Below are 19409 nucleotides of genomic sequence, written 5' to 3' on the forward strand. Positions count from 1 at the left end.
CCATGTTGCTGCGTATCCTGATATTCACCGTATTGGCGCTGATGGTCTATTTCGGCATTCGCCGCATCTGGAAGGACTGGTCGCAAAAGTTCGATAGCGACGCCAAGGAAGAAAAGCGCCTGCGCCACGAACGCGACCTGGCAGAGCGCCAGCGACCCGACGTGATCGACCTCAAGCGCGGCGACGACGGCACTTTCAGGCCGGGAGACAAGGATAACGGCCGGCGCAATTGAGATTGCGTGGGTTCCAGTAGCGCCTTATCCTTGCCGAGGCGGCGGTCTTGGGAGGGTCTCGCTGTGAGCGAGGAGGACGACCGGGCCGAGATATTGGCACTGATCCACGCCAATCGCATCGGCATCTGGACCAAGAATTACGAGCTTTGGTCATCCTGTTTCGTGCATGCCCCCTATATCACGCGCTGGGGCTATAACGTCCAGGGTGGACCATTCGTGCGCCGCTCGTGGGACGAGCTGGCGCGTCGCGCCGTATCGGTATTCGCCGGCGGTGGCGAGATGCCCTATGACGCCAACTTTGCCCACAACACGACGGTCGAGAACCTGACCCTGCGCATCTATGGCGACATGGCCTGGGCGGCATTCGACCAGCAATATCCCCAAAGCGGCCATCCGGGCTTCAGGGGCTCGGGCCTTACCCATGAACTTCGTGTTTTTGAGCGCCATGAAGGGCGCTGGAAGATCGCGGTGCTCGGACACATGGGCAATGACGGCTTTCACGATGGCGCCGCCATCCTCGAACTGGATGCCGAGGGCACGATCCATTGGGCCAGCGCGGAGGCCCTGCGGCGCCTGGAGGATGACGACGATCTGGTCATCCGCAATGGCAGGCTCCGGGTGCGCGACGCGGCCTGTCAGCGCCGCTTGACCGCCGCCCTGGCCTGGGCAGCCAATGTTGATAGCGGCTACAATTCCGGCCGCGGCAGCCTGCCGATCGTGCAGGGCGCCGGCGAGGGCCTGCCCACAAGGGTCTGGTGGGTGCAGGTCGAAGGCGGCGTCATCTATTTCCTGATGGACGGACAGGGATTGACCGAAGCGCGCCTCGATGTTGCCGCTGCCATTTACGGCCTTTCTGCCGGCCAACGGCGGTTGGCAGGCCTTGTCGCCGATGGTCAATCGCTTCCCGATGCGGCCCGCGAAATGGGTATCTCGGCCAATACCGCGAAAACCCATCTGCAGCGCATCTATGACAAGACCGGCGTTCATACCCAGCCGGCGCTGGTGCGCGTGCTGCTCTCGGTAGGCATGCCCCTGTAGCCGCCCAACGCTGGCTTCGTCACCCGATCGGGCGACACCAACCTGTAGCACGATCCGCGCACAGCCTTTTTCGAGCGCCGGGCCTAGCCTTCCAGCATCCGATTTGCCGGGAGGCTGTCATGGCCGTCGAAACGCTCTTCGTATCCCTAACCAAGTCTTATTCTCCTATTCGCCCGCGCTGGCAGAAGCGCCTCATTGCCCGTTATCGCCTCTGGCGGATGGGCGTCAGCCGAGAACTGCAACTGGGCGGGCTCGGTGCACGGCGGCGGGCCGATATCGGTCGGCCCGAGGGTAAAAAATCTCGCTGGCTGGATGAATTGATGCGCAGCTACCGCATGCGCTGAGCGCCAAGCGCCATTGACCGTGCCGGGCGGTCAAACTAGAGGTTTGTCCCGCAGATTTGCAGGACCGCTGACATGACCTCTCGCCCCGCTCACATGGACCCGAAGAATTCCTTCCAGGGTCTGATCCTGACGCTCCAGAATTTCTGGGCCGAGCAGGGTTGTGTCATTCTCCAGCCCTATGACATGCAGATGGGCGCCGGTACGTTCCACACCGCGACCACCCTGCGCGCGCTGGGGCCGAAGGCCTGGAAGGCCGCCTACGTGCAGCCCTCGCGCCGTCCCAAGGACGGGCGCTATGGCGAGAACCCGAACCGGCTTCAGCACTATTATCAGTTCCAGGTGATCCTGAAGCCTTCGCCGGACAATATCCAGCAGCTCTATCTCGACTCGCTGGCCGCCATCGGTCTCGACGCGTCGGTGCATGATATTCGCTTTGTGGAAGACGATTGGGAAAGCCCGACGCTCGGCGCCTGGGGTCTTGGCTGGGAATGCTGGTGCGACGGGATGGAAGTTTCCCAGTTCACCTATTTCCAGCAGGTGGCGGGCTTTGAATGCTCGCCGGTGCCGGGCGAAATCACCTATGGGCTCGAACGCCTCGCCATGTATGTGCAGGGCGTCGAAAACGTCTACGACCTCAATTTCAACGGCCGCGAAGGCGATGAAAAGGTCACCTATGGCGACGTGTTCCTGCAGAACGAGCAGGAGTCCTCGAAGTACAATTTTGAGGCTGCGGACACCGACATCCTGTTCCGCCATTTCGAAGACGCGGAAAAGGAATGCCGCGCCATTCTCGCCAAGGGCGCCGAGGGCAATCGCCAGACCATGGCCATTCCGGCCTATGAGCAGGTCGTCAAAGCCTCGCACAATTTCAACATGCTCGATGCGCGCGGCGTGATCTCGGTAACCGAGCGACAGAGCTACATCCTGCGCATTCGCGAACTGGCCAAGGCCTGCGGCGAGGCCTGGCTGCAAACGGCGGGCGGCGGCGCGGAATAGTTTTCGCGCACTATTTAGCAATCACTCCATTGTCACCCCGGCGAAGGCCGGGGCCCATCTTGAGATATCAGGATGGATCCCGGCCTTCGCCGGGATGACAGCGGGTGGTTTTCAGTGCCCTCCGGCAAGAAGCGATTGCCCTCTCGCTGCTAGGCGATTGCCGGCGCCAGCACCGAAACCACGGTCAGTTTGTGGCGCTTGTCGGCGCGGTCGCGCCAGGTGATCGACTGGCCGACCTTGAGGCCGACAAGAGCCGTGCCGATGGGCGTCATCACCGAAATGCGGCCGGCTTCGATGTCGGCGTCGGCCGGGTAAACCAGCGTGACGGTCTGCTCCTTGTCGGCATTGGTGACATAGGTGATCGACGAGCCCATGCGGACGACGCCTTCGGGCAGTTTTTCGTCGGCAACCACCTTGGCGCGTTCCAGCTCTTCGAGGAGCCGGTCGGCAAGATCGGGCAGGCGTTCGAGGCTCGCCAGCGCGAGGGAATTGAGCTTGGTGTGGTCGGCGCGGCCAAGAGTGATGGCGGGCGCAAGGTCCCTGCGAATATCGTTCATTTAGAAAATCCTGATGTGCTGCGGCCGCAACAATGCGCGGCGTCTGAAGCGGTCTTGAATAAGGGTGAACTGGGAGCCGGGGTGGCGAAAGTGCCTGAACCCTAAGCAGGCTCCGGCGCGCGCATGCCTAGGGTATCTATCCTGCGAGGAGGATGGTGCAGCTATGGCTTGGGCGCGAAATGTTCATGCGCTCAAAGCTAGGGATTGCGCCGGGGAAGTCAAGCCCGACCCTGCCTCGCCCATTGCAAGGCTTTGAGCAAACTGCCAGTCTCCGGCCGGAACGCTGTGAGGGACGCGCCTATGGAATGGGTCATCTTAGCGCTGGTGGTTGCGGCTGCCGGCTATGCCATTGTCATCTACAATGGGCTGGTGAAAAACCGGCAGATGGTCGAGGAGGGCTGGTCGGGCATCGATGTGCAATTGAAGCGCCGCACCGATCTCATTCCCAACCTCATGGAGACGGTGAAGGGCTATATGAGCCATGAGCGCGAGACGCTCGAGGCTGTCACCAATGCTCGCGCCGCCGCGACCGCCGCAGCCAATGGCACGCCGGAACAGCGCGCCGCGGCCGAGGGGCAGTTGACCTCCGCGCTGGGGCGTTTGATTGCGACGGCGGAGGCCTATCCCGACCTCAAGGCCAACACCAATTTCCTGGAATTTCAGGAAGCGCTGCAGACGGTGGAGGACGAAATTCAGATGTCGCGCCGCTACTACAATGGCGCGGTGCGCAACCTGAATATCCAGGTCGAATCCTTTCCCTCCAATCTCATCGCCAATGCTTTCAAGTTCATCAAGGCGCAGTATTTCGAGCTTGAGAACGAGGCCGACCGGCAGGTTCCCAACGTAAAATTCTAGGCATGCTCAACGCCCTCGGCAGACTGCTGCTTGCTCTTACATTTGCGCTTACCCTTGCGCTGCCAGGGATGGCGCGCGAGGAAATCCGCGCCTTTGCCGCGGATGTGACCTTGCGCCTCGATGGCTCGGTGCGGGTGATCGAGACGGTCGATATTCGCGCCGAGGGCAATCAGATCCGGCGGGGCATCTATCGCGATATCCCCACGGTCCTGCTCGGGCCCTCGGGCAACAAGATCAGGGTCGGGCTCGCTGTCGAAACGGTGACGCGCGAGGGCAGGCCGGAGGATTTTCGCGTCGAGCGCATGGGCAATTTCCAGCGCATCTGGATCGGCAATTCCGAGCGGCTCATTGCCGTGGGCGAGCATCGCTATGTGATCACCTATGTCATGGAGCGCATGGCGCGGTCTTTTGCCGACCATGACGAACTCTACTGGAACGCCACGGGCAATTACTGGGATTTTCCGATCCTAAAATCCGTGGCGCGGGTGACCTTGCCCGATGGCGCGGTGATTTCGGAACTATCCGCCTATACCGGTGTCGCCGGCTCGACCGAGCAGGCGGTGACCATCACCCGCAATTCGGACACCGAGGCGACGTTCCGCACGCAGCGCGTGCTTGCTGCGGGGGAGGGGATGAGCTTTGCGGTGTCCTTCCAGAAGGGCATCGTCCAGCTTCCGCAGGGTTTTGATGCGCTTCTGCAGGAGGCCTCGGATCTTCGCGAAGTCTGGCTGCCGGTGGTCGCCGTCCTGCTGCTGCTCGTCTATAATTTCGGAGCCTGGTGGCGCGTGGGGCGCGATCCGCCCAAAGGCACGATCATCCCGCTCTTTCATCCGCCCAAGGATTTTTCGCCGGCCCTGACGCACTATGTGCACAAATGGGGTTTTGCCAATTCTGGCTGGACCGCCATGACCGCGGCAATCTTCAATCTCGGCGTGCGTGGCCTCGTGACCATCGACAATCGCGACGATGCGCTGACCGTCAAGGCGACAGGCAAAGAGCCCGAGGCGGGTTTGCCGGTCGGGGAAGAGGTGCTGTTTCGCTACTTTTCCGACAAGGGCAGCGTCACCATCGATAAATCCACCGGGCCGGGGCTTGCGACCAAGCGCAACGAGTTCATGGCGGCGCTGCAGCGGGAAAACCGCAATGTCTGGTTCAACCACAATATCGGTTTTGCCGTGCTCGGCGTGGTGCTGATGATCCTGATGCTGATCGGCATGGTGGCGCTCGACGTGCTGGAACCGGTCTGGCTGGTCGCCGCCTTTGTCGGCGGCATTTTCGCCGCGGTCATCGGGGCGATCGTCTTCAATGCGCTGCGCACCGGCGGATGGCAGCGTTATCTGACCGGGCTGATCGTCGGCGTCTTTGCATTCAATTTCATCGGCGGCATGGTCGAGACATTTTCCAGTCTCACGATCAATTCCGCTGCCATTGCCGCCGGTTCCATGGTGCTGATCACTGCCATCTTCGCGGTGTTGATGCGCGCGCCCACGGTGCAGGGCCGCAAGATCATGGACGAGATCGACGGGTTCAAGCTCTATCTCGACACGGCGGAAAAGAACCGGCTCAACATCAGCAACGAACCACCCATGACCGTGGAACGGTTCGAACGCATCCTGCCCTATGCCATCGCGCTCGGCGTCGAAAAGCCGTGGTCGGAGCATTTTGACGCTGAACTCGCGCGCAATGCCGTTGTCGATGCGCGCGAAGGCTATTCGCCGGGCTGGTATCATGGGTCGGGTCGGAGTTTCTCATCGGGCTCGATATCCAATGTCATCGCCGGGGCATCGTCCGGCATGGCTGCAGCCATGGTCGCGGCACAGCCGGTGCAGGCCAGTTCTTCCGGCTCCAGCAGCGGTGGCGGCGGCTTTTCCGGCGGCGGTGGCGGTGGGGGCGGCGGAGGCGGCTGGTAAGTGGCGGCGCACCCCTACGATCAAGACGTCATCGCGCCTATCGCGGTCCGGCACCTTGTCGAGTTTGGTGACCCCGACCCGAACCTGCCCGGCCAATTCGGCTACTGGTATAATTTCGTCGACTACGATTTTACCGCGGGCGATCGCATTGTGACGGCGCGGCACTATCTCGACGAACCACAACGAGCGCTGTTGCTCGGCATGCCGGTAGAGGACGAACTGACGCTTCTCGTGCTGCAATTTCTGCTGATGCGCTACGATAGGCTGGAGTGGCTCGGTCGGGAGGGCTATGTGCCGGTGCCCAAGCCGATCATGAAAGAAGTGCGCCACCGTCTTGATCTGCACCTCAAGCGTGCAGGCGGTTGAGCCGAGTGGACATTGCCGGGCGCACTTGCTAGGCAATCACGCGCTCTTTGACTGGTTAGACCATGCCCGAACTTCTGCTTGAACTCTTCTCCGAGGAAATTCCCGCCCGCTTCCAGCGGCGCGCTGCCGAGGACCTCAAGAAAGCCGTGACCAATGCCCTGGTCGATGCGGGTCTGGTCTATGAGGGCGCTCGCGCCTTTGCGACCCCGCGCCGCCTGGCCTTGACCGTGTCGGGCCTGCCGGTGCGCTCGCCAGATACGCGCGAAGAAAAGAAGGGCCCCAAGGTCGGTGCGCCGCAGCCGGCTATAGATGGTTTCCTGCGTTCAGCCGGCCTCTCGTCGCTGGATCAGGCCAAGGTCGAGAGCGATCCAAAGAAGGGCGATTTCTACGTCGCCGTGATCAACAAGCCGGGCGCCGATGCGGTGGAACTGCTCTCGGGCATCCTGCCAAAGATTCTGACCGACTTCCCCTGGGCCAAGTCGATGCGCTGGGGCTCGGGCAGCTTTAACTGGGTGCGCCCACTGCGCGCTATCACTGCCACCTTCGGCACCGAGAATGACGAGCCGATTGTCGTGCCGTTTGCGGCTGCCGGCATCGAGTCCGCGCAGACGACGTTTGGGCACCGCTTCCTGTCGCCCGATGCCATCCGCGTGAAGCGTTTTGATGATTATGTGACCTCGCTTGAGCGCGCCAAGGTCGTGCTCGATATCGACCGTCGTAAGGACATCATCCGTGGCGATGCCGATCAGCTCGCCTTTGCGCAGGGCCTGACCGTCATCCATGACGAAGGCCTGCTTGAGGAAGTCGCCGGTCTCGTCGAGTGGCCGAATGTGATGATGGGGTCGTTCGATCCAGAATTTTTGAAACTTCCCGAAGAAGTCATCATCGCGACCATCCGCGCCAACCAGAAATGCTTCTGTCTGCGTGATGCCTCGGGCAAGCTGGCGCCGAATTTCATCATCACCTCCAACACCATTCCGACCGACGGCGGCGCTGTGATCGTGGCGGGCAATGAGCGCGTCATTCGCGCGCGTCTTTCCGACGCTGCCTTTTTCTATCAGGGCGACCTCGCCATTCCGCTTGAGCATGGTCTGCCAAAACTCGAAGACATGGTGTTTCACGCCAAGCTCGGCACGCAGTTCGCGATGGTCGAACGGCTGGTCAAGCTTGCCGCCGAAATCGCGCCGCAGGTCGGTGCCGATGTCGAAAAGACCAAGCGCGCTGCCATGCTCGCCAAGGCAGACCTCGTCACCGGCATGGTTGGCGAGTTCCCCGAATTGCAGGGCCTGATGGGGCGCTATTATGCAACCGCGCAGGGCGAGCCGGCGGAAATCGCCAATGCGCTCGAAATGCACTACAAGCCTGTCGGTCCTTCGGATCGCGTGCCGACCGAGCCGGTGTCCATTGCCGTGGCGCTGGCCGACAAGCTCAACGTGCTCTCCGGCTTCTGGTCGATCGACGAAAAGCCGACCGGCTCGCGCGATCCCTTCGCACTGCGTCGCGCGGCTCTGGGCATCATCCGCATCGTCACGGAAAATGGGCTGAAATTCCCGCTCAAGGTCGATGCCGATCTCCTGGCCTTCTTCCATGATCGTCTGAAAGTGTCGCTGCGTGATGCCGGGGCGCGGCATGACCTCGTCGACGCCGTCATCTCGGCCGACAGCAACGACATCCTTCAGGTCACCCAGCGCGCTGAGGCTCTCTCGACGCTGCTCTCCAGCGACGACGGCAAGAACCTCCTCGCCGGCTATCGCCGTGCGGCCAATATCCTGGCGGCCGAGGAGAAGAAGGATGGAAAGTCCTATGCCGGTGCCGTCGATCAGGCGGCGCTGAAACTGCCGGAAGAAGAGGCACTGGCCTTTGCCGTCGATGCCGTGCATGCGGCTGTGGCGAGCCATGTGGGCAAGGATGACTACAAGGGCGCCATGGCAGAACTGGCAACGCTTCGCGCGCCGGTCGATGCCTTCTTCACCGCCGTGCTCGTCAATGATGCCGATCCGGCTGTTCGCACCAATCGCCTGAATCTCCTGGCACGGCTGCGCGACACCATGCATCTCGTCGCGGATTTCGGCAAAGTCGCCGGCTAAAGGACCAAAAGATGAGTGTCGGCCTTCTTGCCTTGCTTGATGATGTGGCCGGCCTCGTAAAGGTTGCGGCCGCCTCGCTCGACGACGTGGCCGGTCAGGCCGCCAAGGCCGGCGTCAAGGCGGCCGGCGCGGTCATCGACGATGCGGCGGTGACCCCGAACTATGTGCAGGGTTTTACCGCCGATCGCGAATTGCCGATCGTGGGCAAGATCGCCTGGGGCTCGATCAAGAACAAGCTGCTGTTCCTCTTGCCCGCAGCGCTGCTGCTGAGCTTTTTTGCGCCCTGGCTGATCACGCCGCTGCTGATGATTGGCGGCGCCTATCTTTGCTATGAGGGCGCCGAGAAGGTTTTTCATATGCTCGCCCCGCACGAGGCTGAGCACCACGAGGCCTCGCTGGAGCCGGCGGCGATCAATCCGCAGAGCCTTGAGGACAAGAAGGTCGCAGGCGCAATCCAGACCGACTTTATTCTCTCGGCCGAGATCATGACCATCATTCTCGCGGCCATCGAGGTGCCCGATTTCTGGACGCGCGCAGCCATTCTGGCGGTGGCTGGTGTCGGGATCACCATAGCGGTCTATGGCGCCGTGGCGCTGATCGTCAAAGCCGATGATTTTGGGGTGTTCGCGGCGCGCAATAGCCGCACGCCGATCGGCCGCGGTTTTGGTCGCGGCCTTGTGGTCGGCATGCCCTATTTCATGCAGGTGCTGAGCGTTGTCGGGACTGCGGCGATGACCTGGGTCGGCGGGTCCATTGTCGCCCATGGGCTTTATGAATTTGGGCTCAACGGGCCGGAAGTGGTCATCGAGACGGCGGCGCATTGGGCGGAGTACACATTCCCGGCTATCGCGGGTTTTGCCGGCTGGTTTGCCACGGCGTTTGTCGACTTTTTCTTTGGCCTGATCCTCGGCGCGCTGCTGATCCCGATTGCGGGCTATGTCATCGCGCCGGCCTGGAAGGCGATCAAGAGCGTGCTGCCGAAGCGGGCATAAGAGCCCAATTCCAATCTCGATCTTGCGCCTGAAACAGAGATCCCCGCTTTCGCGGGGATGACATCGAGTTTTTTGAGGAAGATGTGGCCGTCAGAACGGCGGCGCAAAACTCTCCGGCGCCTTCTTCTGCTTGAAGGGGGCCATACCTTCCCTAGCGAGTTCGTCGGCGCGCTCGTTGAGTTCGTCGCCGGCGTGACCCTTCACCCAGTGCCAGGAAATCTGGTGGCGCTTGGTGGCTTCGTCGAGTGCCTGCCAGAGTTCGACGTTTTTCACCGGCTTTTTGTCGGCAGTCTTCCAGCCGTTTTTCTTCCAGCCGTGCATCCAGCTCTGGACGCCGTTTTTCACATATTGGCTGTCGGTGTGAATTTCGACCGTGCAGGGTCGGGAGAGGGCATTGAGCGCCTCGATAGCGGCGGTCAGCTCCATCTTGTTGTTGGTCGTCAGGGCTTCGCCGCCCTTCAATTCCTTGCGGTGCTGGCCGAATTGCAAAATGGCGCCCCAGCCGCCGGGGCCGGGATTGCCCGAACAGGCGCCGTCGGTATGGATGATGACAGTGGTGCTCATGCGCTTGGCCCCCGGCGCAGGATGTAGAACTGATGCGGCATATCGGCCACGTTTCCCTGATGTGTCTCGATCATGCCGATCTTTTCAAGCACGCGCCGCGAGGCAGCGTTGTCCGTGTGGGCAAAACCGATGAAATGATCTTCCGGCCGATGGGCGAAGAACCAATCGCGGAGGCCCGAAGCAATCTCGCTGGCATAGCCCTGGCCCCAATGCTCCTCGGCCAGCGAATAGCCGATTTCCGGTTCGCCTTCGAAGGGCGAAAAGCCGGCGCGGCCGATGAAGGCGCCGTCGGTCTTGCGCTCGATGGCGAATTTTCCGATGCCATGCTCGGCATATTCGAGGCGCCAGCCGGCGATCCGGTCCGCAGCCTTGGCCCGATCATAGACGCGGCCCTGCGCATCGATATAGCGCGCGACCGCGGGATTGGCATGCATGGTCCAAAGCGCGTCGACGAGGTCGTCGCGCCAGGGCACGAGCCGAAGCCGATCCGTCTCCAGCGCGTGGAGTGGGATCATCGCCCCGAGGCCACTTCGAGATTGCGCAGCACCTTGGGAATGTTAAAGGCGATGTTCTCTTCGGCCGTGGTCTTGGTCTCGACCGATACGTCATAGCGCGTGGCGAAGGCGTCGATCACCTCTTCGACAAGGCTTTCCGGCGCCGAGGCGCCGGCGCTGACGCCGAGGGATTTGAGATCGCCATAGAGCGACCAGTCGATCTCGCTGGCGCGATCGACAAGGGTCGCGACCTTGCAGCCGCTGCGAAGGGCGACTTCGACAAGGCGCTGCGAATTGGAGGAGTGCGGGGAGCCGACGACGATCATGGCGTCGACAAGCGGCGCCACGGCCTTGATCGATTCCTGGCGATTGGTCGTGGCGTAGCAGATGTCTTCCTTGTGCGGCCCGTTGATGGACGGGAAGCGCGCGCGGAGCGCGGCGACGATTTCTCGGGTGTCGTCGACGCTGAGCGTCGTCTGCGTCACGAAGGCGAGCGTTTCCGGATTCTTCGGGGTGAAGACATTGGCATCGGCAACGGTCTCGATGAGCGTGACGGCACCTGCGGGCAGTTGGCCCATAGTCCCGATCACTTCGGGGTGACCGGCATGGCCGATAAGAACGATTTCGTGGCCTTCCTCGAAGTGGCGCGAGGCCTCCACATGCACCTTGCTCACCAGCGGGCAGGTGGCGTCGAGGAAGAACATGTTGCGCGATTTGGCATCGGCAGGCACGCTTTTGGGGACGCCATGGGCCGAAAAGACCACCGGAGCCTCGGTCTCGGGGATCTCGTCGAGTTCTTCGACAAAGACCGCGCCCTTGGCCTTAAGCCCTTCCACCACATATTTATTATGCACGATGGCATGGCGCACATAGACAGGCGCGCCGTATTTCTGCAGCGCCAGTTCCACGATCTGGATGGCGCGATCGACGCCTGCGCAAAATCCGCGCGGCGCGCATAACAGAATGTCGAGGTGTGGCCGTTTTTCCATGAGAGATCAGATGCTTTCCGCGTCGGGCCAAGTCAAGTGCTGTTGCAGCCGCACCTGAGCCTGAGGCAGTATGAGGTCACAATGATGTCAGGGACGGTTTTACGGTGAGTCTTGCGCAGGAAATGTTTGCGATTGCCCCTGCCCAGGGGAAGGCAAACCTCACCGCCGCCCAATTGAAACTGCTGGCCGGCAAGGCCCGCTGGATTTTTCGCGTCGGCGAGGCTGGTTTCCCGACGGTGCCTACTATTGCGATCACCCGCGCGGCCTGGGAAGCGCTCCAATCCGAGCGTACGCGGCTCGATACGCGGCTGCGCACGCATTGGATCGCATGTCTCTTCAAGCTCGTGGGCAAGGATGGCAAGGCGCCGCTGCTGGTGGTGCGGACGTCGGCCGCAAATCACAATAGCGGTTTGCAGCCGGCGCGCATCGGTATAGCGGCGCCCACCGCGCCCGAGGACTCCGTCGATCCGACGCGGCCGCTGGCCAAGGCCATCAAGCAGGCCTTTGAAAGCTATGGTTTTTCGCAGGGCGGCTGGGCCAATTTCCGTGGCGAAGATGATCGCGCCAGGCAGATCGTGCTCATTCAGGCCGCGGCAGAAGGCGAGCTCGAACAGTTTCTGACGCGGAACGCGGCGACCGGTGCACTGGGGCCAGCGCCGCTTAATGGCGCGCCGCTGCCGCGTCTGCCGGAGTCCATTGGTTCGCTGATTTCGCTGCTCGATGCCAAGGCGGGGCGCCATATGGCCTGTCTCGTCGCCATCCAGAAGGGGAAGGTGCAGTTCCTGTCGGCTCGCCCGGTGCAGGCTTCAGCGGCGGCGGAGCTTGAGGCGGCGGTGGATCGGGTGCAGAACAAGATCTGGTCGCCGCATAATGCGGTCAGCCGCGTCGATCCCAATCGCCTGCCGCAATTGCTGCATCCGCGGATCAAGTCGACTGAGGATGTGACGCCCATTGCCACCGGGCTTGGGGTTTCGCCAGGGGCGGCGAGCGGCATTATTACCTTTTCGGCGGAAGACGCTGCGCGGCTTCGGGCGCGCGGCAAGCATTGCATCCTCGTGGTCAACGAGACCGGCCCCGCCGACATCGAAGGCATGAAGGCGGCGACGGGGATTTTGACGGCGCGCGGCGGCATGACCAGCCATGCCGGTGTGATTGCGCGTATTACCGGCAAGCCTTGTGTCGCGGGCGTTCGCACGCTGTCGGTCGATACCAATGAAATGGTGTGCCGCATCGGCTCGCGCGAATTGCGGCCGGGTGATCGGTTGACCATCGATGGCAGCGATGGCTCGGTCTATCTCGGCACGCTGCCGCTGGCGCAGCCGCATATCGGCGGCAATATCGGCACGCTGCTCGGCTGGTCCGATGCCAGCCGGTCGATTGCCGTGCGCACCAATGTAGAAACAGTGGAGTCGGCGGCGACCGCGCTGAGTTTTGGGGCGGAGGGCATTGGCCTTGCGCGGTCCGAACACATGTTCTTCTCGCCCGAGCGTCTCGTGGCGCTGCGACGCATGATCCTTTCCGAGGACGAAGAGGCGCGCAGCCTTGCGGTGAATGGCCTCGTCGATTTCCAGACCGGCGATTATTCGGCGCTGTTCTCGGTCATGGGTGGGCTGCCGGTGACGGTGCGGCTCTTCGATCCGCCGCTGCATGAATTTTTGCCGCGTAACGATGAAGAGATCGAGGAAACGGCGGCTTCGCTGGGGGTGGCTGTGCGGGCGCTGCGGCTGCGGCTGGAGCGGATTGCCGAGGTCAACCCGATGCTTGGCCATCGTGGTGTGCGCCTCGCCATCACCTACCCCGAAATCCTGCAGATGCAGATGCAGGCCGTTATCGCCGGGGCGCGGGAGGCCAGTGAGCGGCTCAACAAGCCGATCCCGGTGGAAGTCATGGTGCCCTTCGTTTCGACAGCGAGCGAGGTTGCCTGGGTACGCGAGCGCACCATGGCGATCTTTGCCAATTCGGGGCTCAACAAATCCGAGAAGGTGAAATTCTCGTTCGGGACGATGATCGAACTGCCGCGCGCCTGCCTCAGGGCGGGGGATATTGCCGGCATGGTGGATTTCATTTCCTTTGGCACCAACGACCTGACGCAAACGACATTCGGGATTTCGCGCGACGATGCGCCGACTTTCCTCAATGTCTACCAGCGCAAGGGCATTTATGAGCGCGATCCCTTCGTCACCATCGACGAAAAGGGCGTAGGCGAGATGATTTCCATCGCCATCCAGCGGGGCAGGGCGGCCAATCCGCGGCTCAAGATCGGCATTTGCGGCGAGCATGCCGGCGATCCCGTCTCGTTGAAGTTTTTCTCGGGGCTCGGGGTCGACTATGTCAGTTGCGCGCCCTATCGCGTGCCGGTGGCGCGGCTGACGCTGGCGCAGGCGGCAACCTGACGCGCCACACTTTTCCATGAAGCCATTTCAATCGCAGGCATTGGTCACGATATAAGAACGTGACAAAAGACTAGCGAGACAAATGGGGGGATAATGCTGGTGATCGGGATCAGGGGTTTGGTGGCGCTGACAATGCTTGGCGCCATGTTTGCGGCCCCCGCCTTTGCACAGTCCGGAGCGCAATGCGCTGCCATCCCTAGCGATGGCGAGCGGCTCGCCTGCTATGACGCGATCTTTCGCGATGGCGCGACCAGCGGCGAAGCGCTGAGCGTCAGCTTTGAATCCGAACAGCTTATTCCCGCGCGGCCGAGCGGGCGCATGCCCGCAACCATGACGGTTGCCTGCGAAGCCGGCAGGCTGAGCGTCGCCTTCGCCTATGCCGGGAACACCATGTCGGCCCTGGGGCGAGATGCGGGGATTACCCTGCAGGTCGACCTGCAATCGCCGCGCAGCCGAACGCTACTGGTCAACTCCACCAACACGGCGCTGGTGATTGATAATACGGCGGACACGCAGGCTTTTCTCGATACGCTGGCGGGGGCGCAGAACCTGACGACACGGGTGACCCCCGTCAATTCCCGATCTTTGTCAGTGCGCTTTAATCTTGCCGGCGTGCTTGAACAGGTTGAGCCGGTCCGGGCAGCCTGTTCTTAGGTACTGCGACAAAACAGCCAATCATATTTCCGCCGCCTGATGGCCGCGCTTTGACCCTTTGCGCGCCCGTTTGCCTATTTACTCGGCGCTAACCTTAATCAGAGATCATCACGAATGTCGGCATTTTAGCGTCACTTTTGCCGGTCTAGTTCGTGTTGCGTAGCGTTGAGTAGAGTTTATGGCCCATCCACACCGGCCCGTGCACCCGCACGCGGCTAGAGCGGTTCGCCGGGGATTGCCCGTCGCCAGGACGATGGCGTTGGGCGTTGTCGCGTCCCTGGCCTATGCAGGCCTTGCCGGCGGCGCCTTTGGCCCGTCTGGTGATCTGCCCGAAATCCAGAGCTCAAAACCCGACCTTGCCCTTGCAAGCTTGAGCTATTCCGGCGCCGACCCGGTTATTACGGGGTCGGTCGACCATCTCTTTGATTCCATTAGTTTTACCGGCCCAAATCGATCGGAAAAGACCGATCGCTACAAGCCGGCGGTCGATGTCGTCGCCTTCTCGAAGAATTTCGAGGAAGCCCGGGTCCGCATCGCAGCACTGCGTGATCCCGGCGGCGATCCCAATGTTCTCGGCCAGTCGCGTATTGCCGAACTTGACGATGCGCCGGAAGAGACCGGGCCGCGCATGTCGGTCGCTTCAATCGATCCGGCAACGGCGGCAGCGCTCGACGCCATTGCTGGCATCGCGCCGCAGACGGCTTCGCTGACGCCGACCGATCCGATCCCGGCCATGGCCTCGGAACAACTGGCCTATGCCCGCGCCAATGCCCCGGTCACCGGGGCTTTTTCGACCACGGCGCCGGTTGAAGTTTCCGAGCGCGAAAAGTGGTGCCTGGCGACCGCGATCTATTTCGAAGCCCGCGGCGAGGCCTATCGCGGCCAGGTTGCGGTAGCGCAGGTGGTGATGAACCGGGTTCGGGATCATCGTTATCCCGATACGATTTGCGGCGTGGTGTTCCAGAACCAGAACAAGCGCAATGCCTGCCAGTTCTCCTTTGCCTGCGACGGCATTCCGGAAGTTATCAGCGAGCGGGAGCCCTGGATGCAGGCAGAGGATATTGCCGAGCGCTATCTCAAGGGCGAGCTTTACCTGACCGAAGTGGGCAATGCGACCCACTACCACGCGACCTATGTGCGTCCCGCCTGGGCCCCGCGCATGGAGAAGGTGACCCAGATCGGACTGCACGTCTTCTACAAGTTCAAACGCGGCTGGCTGTTCGGATAAAGTTCAGCAATACCAATGGCTTGCGGTCGAGATGCAGGTGGAAGTCCGCGTCTCGCCGCGATGCGTCTTGTAGGTCGAGATCGAGACGTAGGAATTGCCGCTATAGGTCTTGAGGCGGGTCCACTGGCCATTGTTCCAGCTCGAAAAGCTGAACCGGTCCCGTGGGTTATCGGGTTCGATGACACCGGGATACTGCACATGGGGCGAGGCGATGCCATCGCTCGAATAGGTGCCGGTGGATGTCCGCGTGATTGTGACATAACTCACGCGCCCGCCCTCGATCTTCTTGATCGTGTGGGTGTCGAGCGGGTCGGTGGAGACCCAGTCCTCGTAGCGGACGCCCTCATCGTCGCCGAGGATGAGCAGCTTGCTCGGATCGAAGCCGTCAGCGCGGACGGAGGCGAGGGACAGCACGAGGGCGGCCGCGGTCAGGCTCAAAAGCGTGGGCAGGTTCATGGCAGTCGTCCCATTCTGATCCAGTGCGAGCGCACACGATTAACGAATGAGTAACCATGAAGATGCGGCGAAGCGACCCTTTCCTTAAGCCTTGGTTAATTCTGCCACGGGCTCAGGGGGCGGGGATAAGTTCTGCGATGGCTTCGAAACTGGCGATGAAGCGGTCATGCGCTTCGCGCGTCGGCCAGGGCTGGATCAACCGGTCGAAATGCTCGATCTCGAAGGCGGCAACCCCCGGTTCGCCAAAGAATTTTATGGCTTCAGCGGGTTCGAAGCCGGCAAGGCTCGTGGCTTCGAAATAAGCGGCTTCCTGGTCGGCTTTTTTCATCTGTTTCTTGAGGGGGACAGATTGGGTCGCGGGCAGGGAGAAGCGCAGGTAAATAGCTGAAAGCAGGCGGTTTTCGACGTCCTTGTAGTTTCCGCCCATGGCCGTCTTGAAGGGGGAAATGATGTCGCCCATGACATATTCGGGCGCATCGTGGAGGAGCGTCTGGAGGAGGTGTGCGGGCGCCGCCTCGGGGTTCGCGGCGCGGAAAAGTTCGAGCACGAGGACGGAGTGCTGCGCGACGGAAAAGGGATAATCGCCAATGGTTTGGCCGTTCCAGCGGGCGACGCGGGCAAGGCCATGCGCGATGTCGGAGAGTTCCACATCGACGGGCGAAGGATCAAGAATATCAAGGCGGCGACCCGACAGCATGCGCTGCCAGGCACGTGAGCTTGTGCGGGCCATAGGGGTCGAGTTCGTTAGCAGACTGTTGGCAGTGACACTAACAGATGCGGCCGATTCGAGAATGTTTGGTGAATGGCGAGTGAGGTGGTTGCCAATACCCCCACCCTTGATCCCTCCCCACAAGGGGGAGGGAGACGAAAGAACCGGGAAGGTTGAGGCTGGCGCCTCCCTCCCCCCTTGTGGGGAGGGATCGGGGTTACTCGGCGTCTTCGGTGACAGCTTCGCCAAACTGATAGGTCGCCCAGGCGGGGAGGGCGAGGGTGACGGGCTTGCCGTCTACGGTCACCGCGTCCGGGTCGGTGATGCGGTCGAGGCGGAGGATGGCGACGGCTTTGCCGTCGACGACCTGGCCAATGGTGCCGGCTTCGCGGCCGCCGGCGATGACGGGCGTGCCGGCGGGGGCGTCGATGCCGGAGACGATCACTGGACGGCGGCGGGCGGTGCCGCGGTGCTTCATGCGGGAGACGACTTCCTGGCCGACATAGCAGCCTTTGACGAAGTCGATGCCGTCGAGGATGTCCATGCCGATATCATGGGCAAAAGTGTCGTTGGGGGGGAAGTCATTACCCTGATGCAGGATGCCGTTGCCGATGCGGGCGGTGTGGTAGGCGGTGTCGTCGGACCAGTCGGCCGTGGCTTCGACGGGGGCGATGATGCGGAAGCCGAGGGTGACGGGGCCGCGGCGGTCCCTATGGGCAAGGTGCGTCGGCTCGGCGGAAAAACCCATGCGGTGGGTCTCGCGAAAATCGTCGATGTCGACCTTGGCGCGGAGGCGGTACATGCGCATGCGCTTGAAGAAGTCGTCGGCGACGGACTGGTGGACGTCGAGCCAGAGCGCGTCTTCGGCCCAAGCGGCGAGGCCTTCGGCGAGAATCTTGCCTTGGGGGGAGAGCAGGGCCCAGAGGCTGGCGGGCTCTTCGGCGGAGGTCGGCATGACGCCGGTGACCACATCATTGATGAGGCGATGCGCATCGGGACCGGAGAAACGGAAGATGACGCGGTCGCTGCGCAGATGAATGGTCATGATGCCTTGCCTCACGGAGTTTTCCTCCGCTAAACCAGCCCTGAACCGGAACCAGCGGAGACCGCAGACATGGCGCAGTATGACACGATTTTCAAGAACGCCACGGTGGTCAATCATGACGGCGAGGGGCTGGCCGATATTGCGGTGAAGGGCGGCAAGATCGTTGCGCTGGGGACGATCGCGGGCGATGCGGATGAGGTGGTCGACTGCAGGGGGCTGCATATCCTGCCCGGCGTCATCGATACGCAGGTGCATTTTCGTGAACCGGGGCTGACGCACAAGGAAGACCTCGAGTCGGGCTCGCTTGGCGCGGTCATGGGTGGCGTGACGGGCGTGTTCGAAATGCCCAATACCAATCCGCTGACCACGAGCCGCGAGACGCTTGAGGCCAAGATCGCGGCGGGCACCAACCGCATGCATTGCGATTTTGCCTTCTATATCGGCGGAACGCACGAGAATGTCGGCGAACTGGCTGTGCTCGAAAAGCTGCCGGGTTGTGCGGGTGTAAAGGTATTCATGGGCTCGTCGACGGGCTCGCTGCTGGTGCAGGACGATGCCGGGGTGGAAGCTATTCTGCGCGCGATTTCCCGCCGCGCTGCGTTCCACTCGGAAGACGAATATATGCTTGAGGAGCGCAAGCATCTGCGCGTGCCGGGCGATCCATCGAGCCATCCGGTCTGGCGTTCGCCGGAGGTGGCGATGAGCTGCACGACGCGGCTGGTGAACCTCGCGCGCAAGACGGGCAAGCGCATCCATGTGCTGCATATCTCGACCAGGGAAGAGATGATCTATCTCGCCGACCATAAGGATGTGGCGAGCGTGGAGGTGACGCCGCACCATCTGACGCTGGATGAGACGGCATACACGCGGCTTGGCACTTATGCACAGATGAACCCGCCGGTGCGCGACAAGGCGCATCGGGAGGGAATCTGGAAGGGTGTGGAAAATGGGGTGGCCGATATTCTGGGGTCTGACCATGCGCCGCATACGCGCGAGGAGAAGGACCATGCTTATCCCGCGAGCCATTCGGGCATGACCGGGGTGCAGACGCTGGTGCCGACCATGCTGGATCATGTGAATGCCGGAAAACTGAGCCTGCAGCGGTTTGTGGATATGACGAGCTATGGGCCGAACCGGCTGTTTGGCATTGCCGGCAAGGGGCGCATTGCGGTCGGCTATGATGCCGACCTGACCATTGTGGATATGAAGCGGCGCGAGACCATCACCAATGAGTGGATCAGGAGCCGCGCCGGCTGGACGCCTTATGATGGGGTTGAGGTGACTGGTTGGCCGGTGGGCACGGTGGTGCGCGGGCACAAGGTGATGTGGCAGGGCGAGCTGGTGACGCCGAGCAAGGGGCAGCCGATGCGGTTCCTTGAGGCGCTGCCGACTCAGGGGTGAGGCGCCACCGGACGTTATCCTCGGGCTTGTGTGGATGCTTTGTGATTTAGTCTTTGCACGAGCCGGGATGCGCATCCCGGCTCGTGCAGGCAGGTGGC

Annotated in this window: 19 protein-coding genes and 1 pseudogene; 13 read left to right on the forward strand and 7 right to left on the reverse strand. The window is 62.0% G+C overall.

The window, feature by feature from the left end:
• The first annotated feature begins 2 nt into the window (after nt 1-2).
• The 4 genes from JP75_RS22365 (at nt 3) to JP75_RS22380 (ending at nt 2611) form a co-directional block, all read left to right on the forward strand.
• Nucleotides 3-233, forward strand: coding sequence for a hypothetical protein (locus tag JP75_RS22365; protein ID WP_035087072.1), 231 nt, complete (start codon nt 3-5; stop codon nt 231-233).
• Between the two features lie 63 nt (nt 234-296).
• On the forward strand, nt 297-1271 hold the full coding sequence (locus tag JP75_RS22370; RefSeq protein ID WP_035087074.1) for a helix-turn-helix transcriptional regulator: 975 nt from the start codon (nt 297-299) through the stop codon (nt 1269-1271).
• 119 nt (nt 1272-1390) lie between these two features.
• The gene (locus JP75_RS22375) at nt 1391-1615 is read left to right on the forward strand and encodes a hypothetical protein (RefSeq protein ID WP_035087076.1); all 225 of its coding nucleotides are present in this window, start codon (nt 1391-1393) and stop codon (nt 1613-1615) included.
• 72 nt (nt 1616-1687) lie between these two features.
• A complete protein-coding gene (locus tag JP75_RS22380) occupies nt 1688-2611 on the forward strand; it encodes a glycine--tRNA ligase subunit alpha (protein WP_084587876.1) in 924 nt (307 codons plus the stop codon).
• 149 nt (nt 2612-2760) lie between these two features.
• On the opposite strand, the gene rnk is transcribed toward JP75_RS22380, so the two are convergent.
• Complete coding sequence (rnk, locus tag JP75_RS22385; protein WP_035087079.1) at nt 2761-3168, reverse strand: nucleoside diphosphate kinase regulator; 408 nt, start codon at nt 3166-3168, stop codon at nt 2761-2763.
• Nucleotides 3169-3468: 300 nt separating this feature from the next.
• On the opposite strand from rnk, the gene JP75_RS22390 reads away from it, so the two are divergent.
• The 5 genes from JP75_RS22390 to JP75_RS22410 all read left to right on the forward strand — a co-directional run bounded on the left by JP75_RS22390 (nt 3469) and on the right by JP75_RS22410 (nt 9378).
• Complete coding sequence (locus tag JP75_RS22390; RefSeq protein WP_035087081.1) at nt 3469-4023, forward strand: LemA family protein; 555 nt, start codon at nt 3469-3471, stop codon at nt 4021-4023.
• A gap of 2 nt (nt 4024-4025) precedes the next feature.
• Nucleotides 4026-5933: a DUF2207 domain-containing protein gene (locus JP75_RS22395; RefSeq protein WP_035087083.1), complete on the forward strand. Its 1908-nt coding sequence runs from the start codon at nt 4026-4028 to the stop codon at nt 5931-5933.
• Complete coding sequence (locus tag JP75_RS22400; protein ID WP_035087085.1) at nt 5934-6299, forward strand: hypothetical protein; 366 nt, start codon at nt 5934-5936, stop codon at nt 6297-6299.
• A gap of 62 nt (nt 6300-6361) precedes the next feature.
• Nucleotides 6362-8386 (forward strand): glycine--tRNA ligase subunit beta, encoded by a 2025-nt coding sequence (glyS, locus tag JP75_RS22405; protein ID WP_035087087.1) that lies wholly within the window; start codon nt 6362-6364, stop codon nt 8384-8386.
• Nucleotides 8387-8397: 11 nt separating this feature from the next.
• The gene (locus JP75_RS22410; protein ID WP_035087088.1) at nt 8398-9378 is read left to right on the forward strand and encodes a DUF808 domain-containing protein; all 981 of its coding nucleotides are present in this window, start codon (nt 8398-8400) and stop codon (nt 9376-9378) included.
• A gap of 90 nt (nt 9379-9468) precedes the next feature.
• Here the strand turns inward: JP75_RS22410 and rnhA are convergent, their stop codons facing one another.
• Genes rnhA through ispH form a run of 3 tightly spaced genes read right to left on the reverse strand, consistent with a single transcriptional unit; the run spans nt 9469 to nt 11425 of the window.
• Nucleotides 9469-9942, reverse strand: coding sequence for a ribonuclease HI (gene rnhA, locus JP75_RS22415; RefSeq protein WP_035087092.1), 474 nt, complete (start codon nt 9940-9942; stop codon nt 9469-9471).
• Nucleotides 9939-10457, reverse strand: a complete 519-nt coding sequence (locus JP75_RS22420) for a GNAT family N-acetyltransferase (protein WP_051961201.1) — start codon at nt 10455-10457, stop codon at nt 9939-9941. The genes rnhA and JP75_RS22420 overlap by 4 nt, the downstream gene beginning before the upstream one ends.
• A complete protein-coding gene (gene ispH / locus JP75_RS22425) occupies nt 10454-11425 on the reverse strand; it encodes a 4-hydroxy-3-methylbut-2-enyl diphosphate reductase (protein ID WP_035087093.1) in 972 nt (323 codons plus the stop codon). Before ispH ends, JP75_RS22420 begins: the two co-directional genes overlap by 4 nt.
• Nucleotides 11426-11529: 104 nt before the next feature.
• On the opposite strand from ispH, the gene JP75_RS22430 reads away from it, so the two are divergent.
• The 3 genes and pseudogenes from JP75_RS22430 to JP75_RS27440 all read left to right on the forward strand — a co-directional run.
• Nucleotides 11530-13818, forward strand: coding sequence for a putative PEP-binding protein (locus JP75_RS22430; protein ID WP_152565954.1), 2289 nt, complete (start codon nt 11530-11532; stop codon nt 13816-13818).
• Between the two features lie 99 nt (nt 13819-13917).
• Nucleotides 13918-14472 carry a hypothetical protein gene (locus JP75_RS22435; RefSeq protein ID WP_152565955.1) on the forward strand — a complete coding sequence of 185 codons (555 nt, stop codon included), beginning with the start codon at nt 13918-13920 and terminating at the stop codon, nt 14470-14472.
• A gap of 823 nt (nt 14473-15295) precedes the next feature.
• Nucleotides 15296-15700 (forward strand): annotated as a pseudogene (locus JP75_RS27440) (cell wall hydrolase); the annotation flags it as partial.
• A gap of 3 nt (nt 15701-15703) precedes the next feature.
• Here the strand turns inward: JP75_RS27440 and JP75_RS22445 are convergent.
• The 3 genes from JP75_RS22445 to ygfZ all read right to left on the reverse strand — a co-directional run bounded on the left by JP75_RS22445 (nt 15704) and on the right by ygfZ (nt 17910).
• Nucleotides 15704-16156 (reverse strand): hypothetical protein, encoded by a 453-nt coding sequence (locus tag JP75_RS22445; RefSeq protein WP_035087096.1) that lies wholly within the window; start codon nt 16154-16156, stop codon nt 15704-15706.
• Between the two features lie 112 nt (nt 16157-16268).
• Nucleotides 16269-16886: an HD domain-containing protein gene (locus tag JP75_RS22450; protein WP_035087097.1), complete on the reverse strand. Its 618-nt coding sequence runs from the start codon at nt 16884-16886 to the stop codon at nt 16269-16271.
• Nucleotides 16887-17082: 196 nt separating this feature from the next.
• Entirely contained in the window at nt 17083-17910 is an 828-nt protein-coding gene (gene ygfZ / locus JP75_RS22455; protein WP_035087098.1) for a CAF17-like 4Fe-4S cluster assembly/insertion protein YgfZ, read from the reverse strand.
• Between the two features lie 69 nt (nt 17911-17979).
• Here ygfZ and JP75_RS22460 point away from each other — a divergent pair, with 69 nt between their 5' ends.
• On the forward strand, nt 17980-19311 hold the full coding sequence (locus tag JP75_RS22460; RefSeq protein WP_035087099.1) for a dihydroorotase: 1332 nt from the start codon (nt 17980-17982) through the stop codon (nt 19309-19311).
• Nucleotides 19312-19409: the final 98 nt, after the last annotated feature.

This window comes from Devosia riboflavina (assembly GCF_000743575.1).
Lineage (GTDB): Bacteria > Pseudomonadota > Alphaproteobacteria > Rhizobiales > Devosiaceae > Devosia > Devosia riboflavina.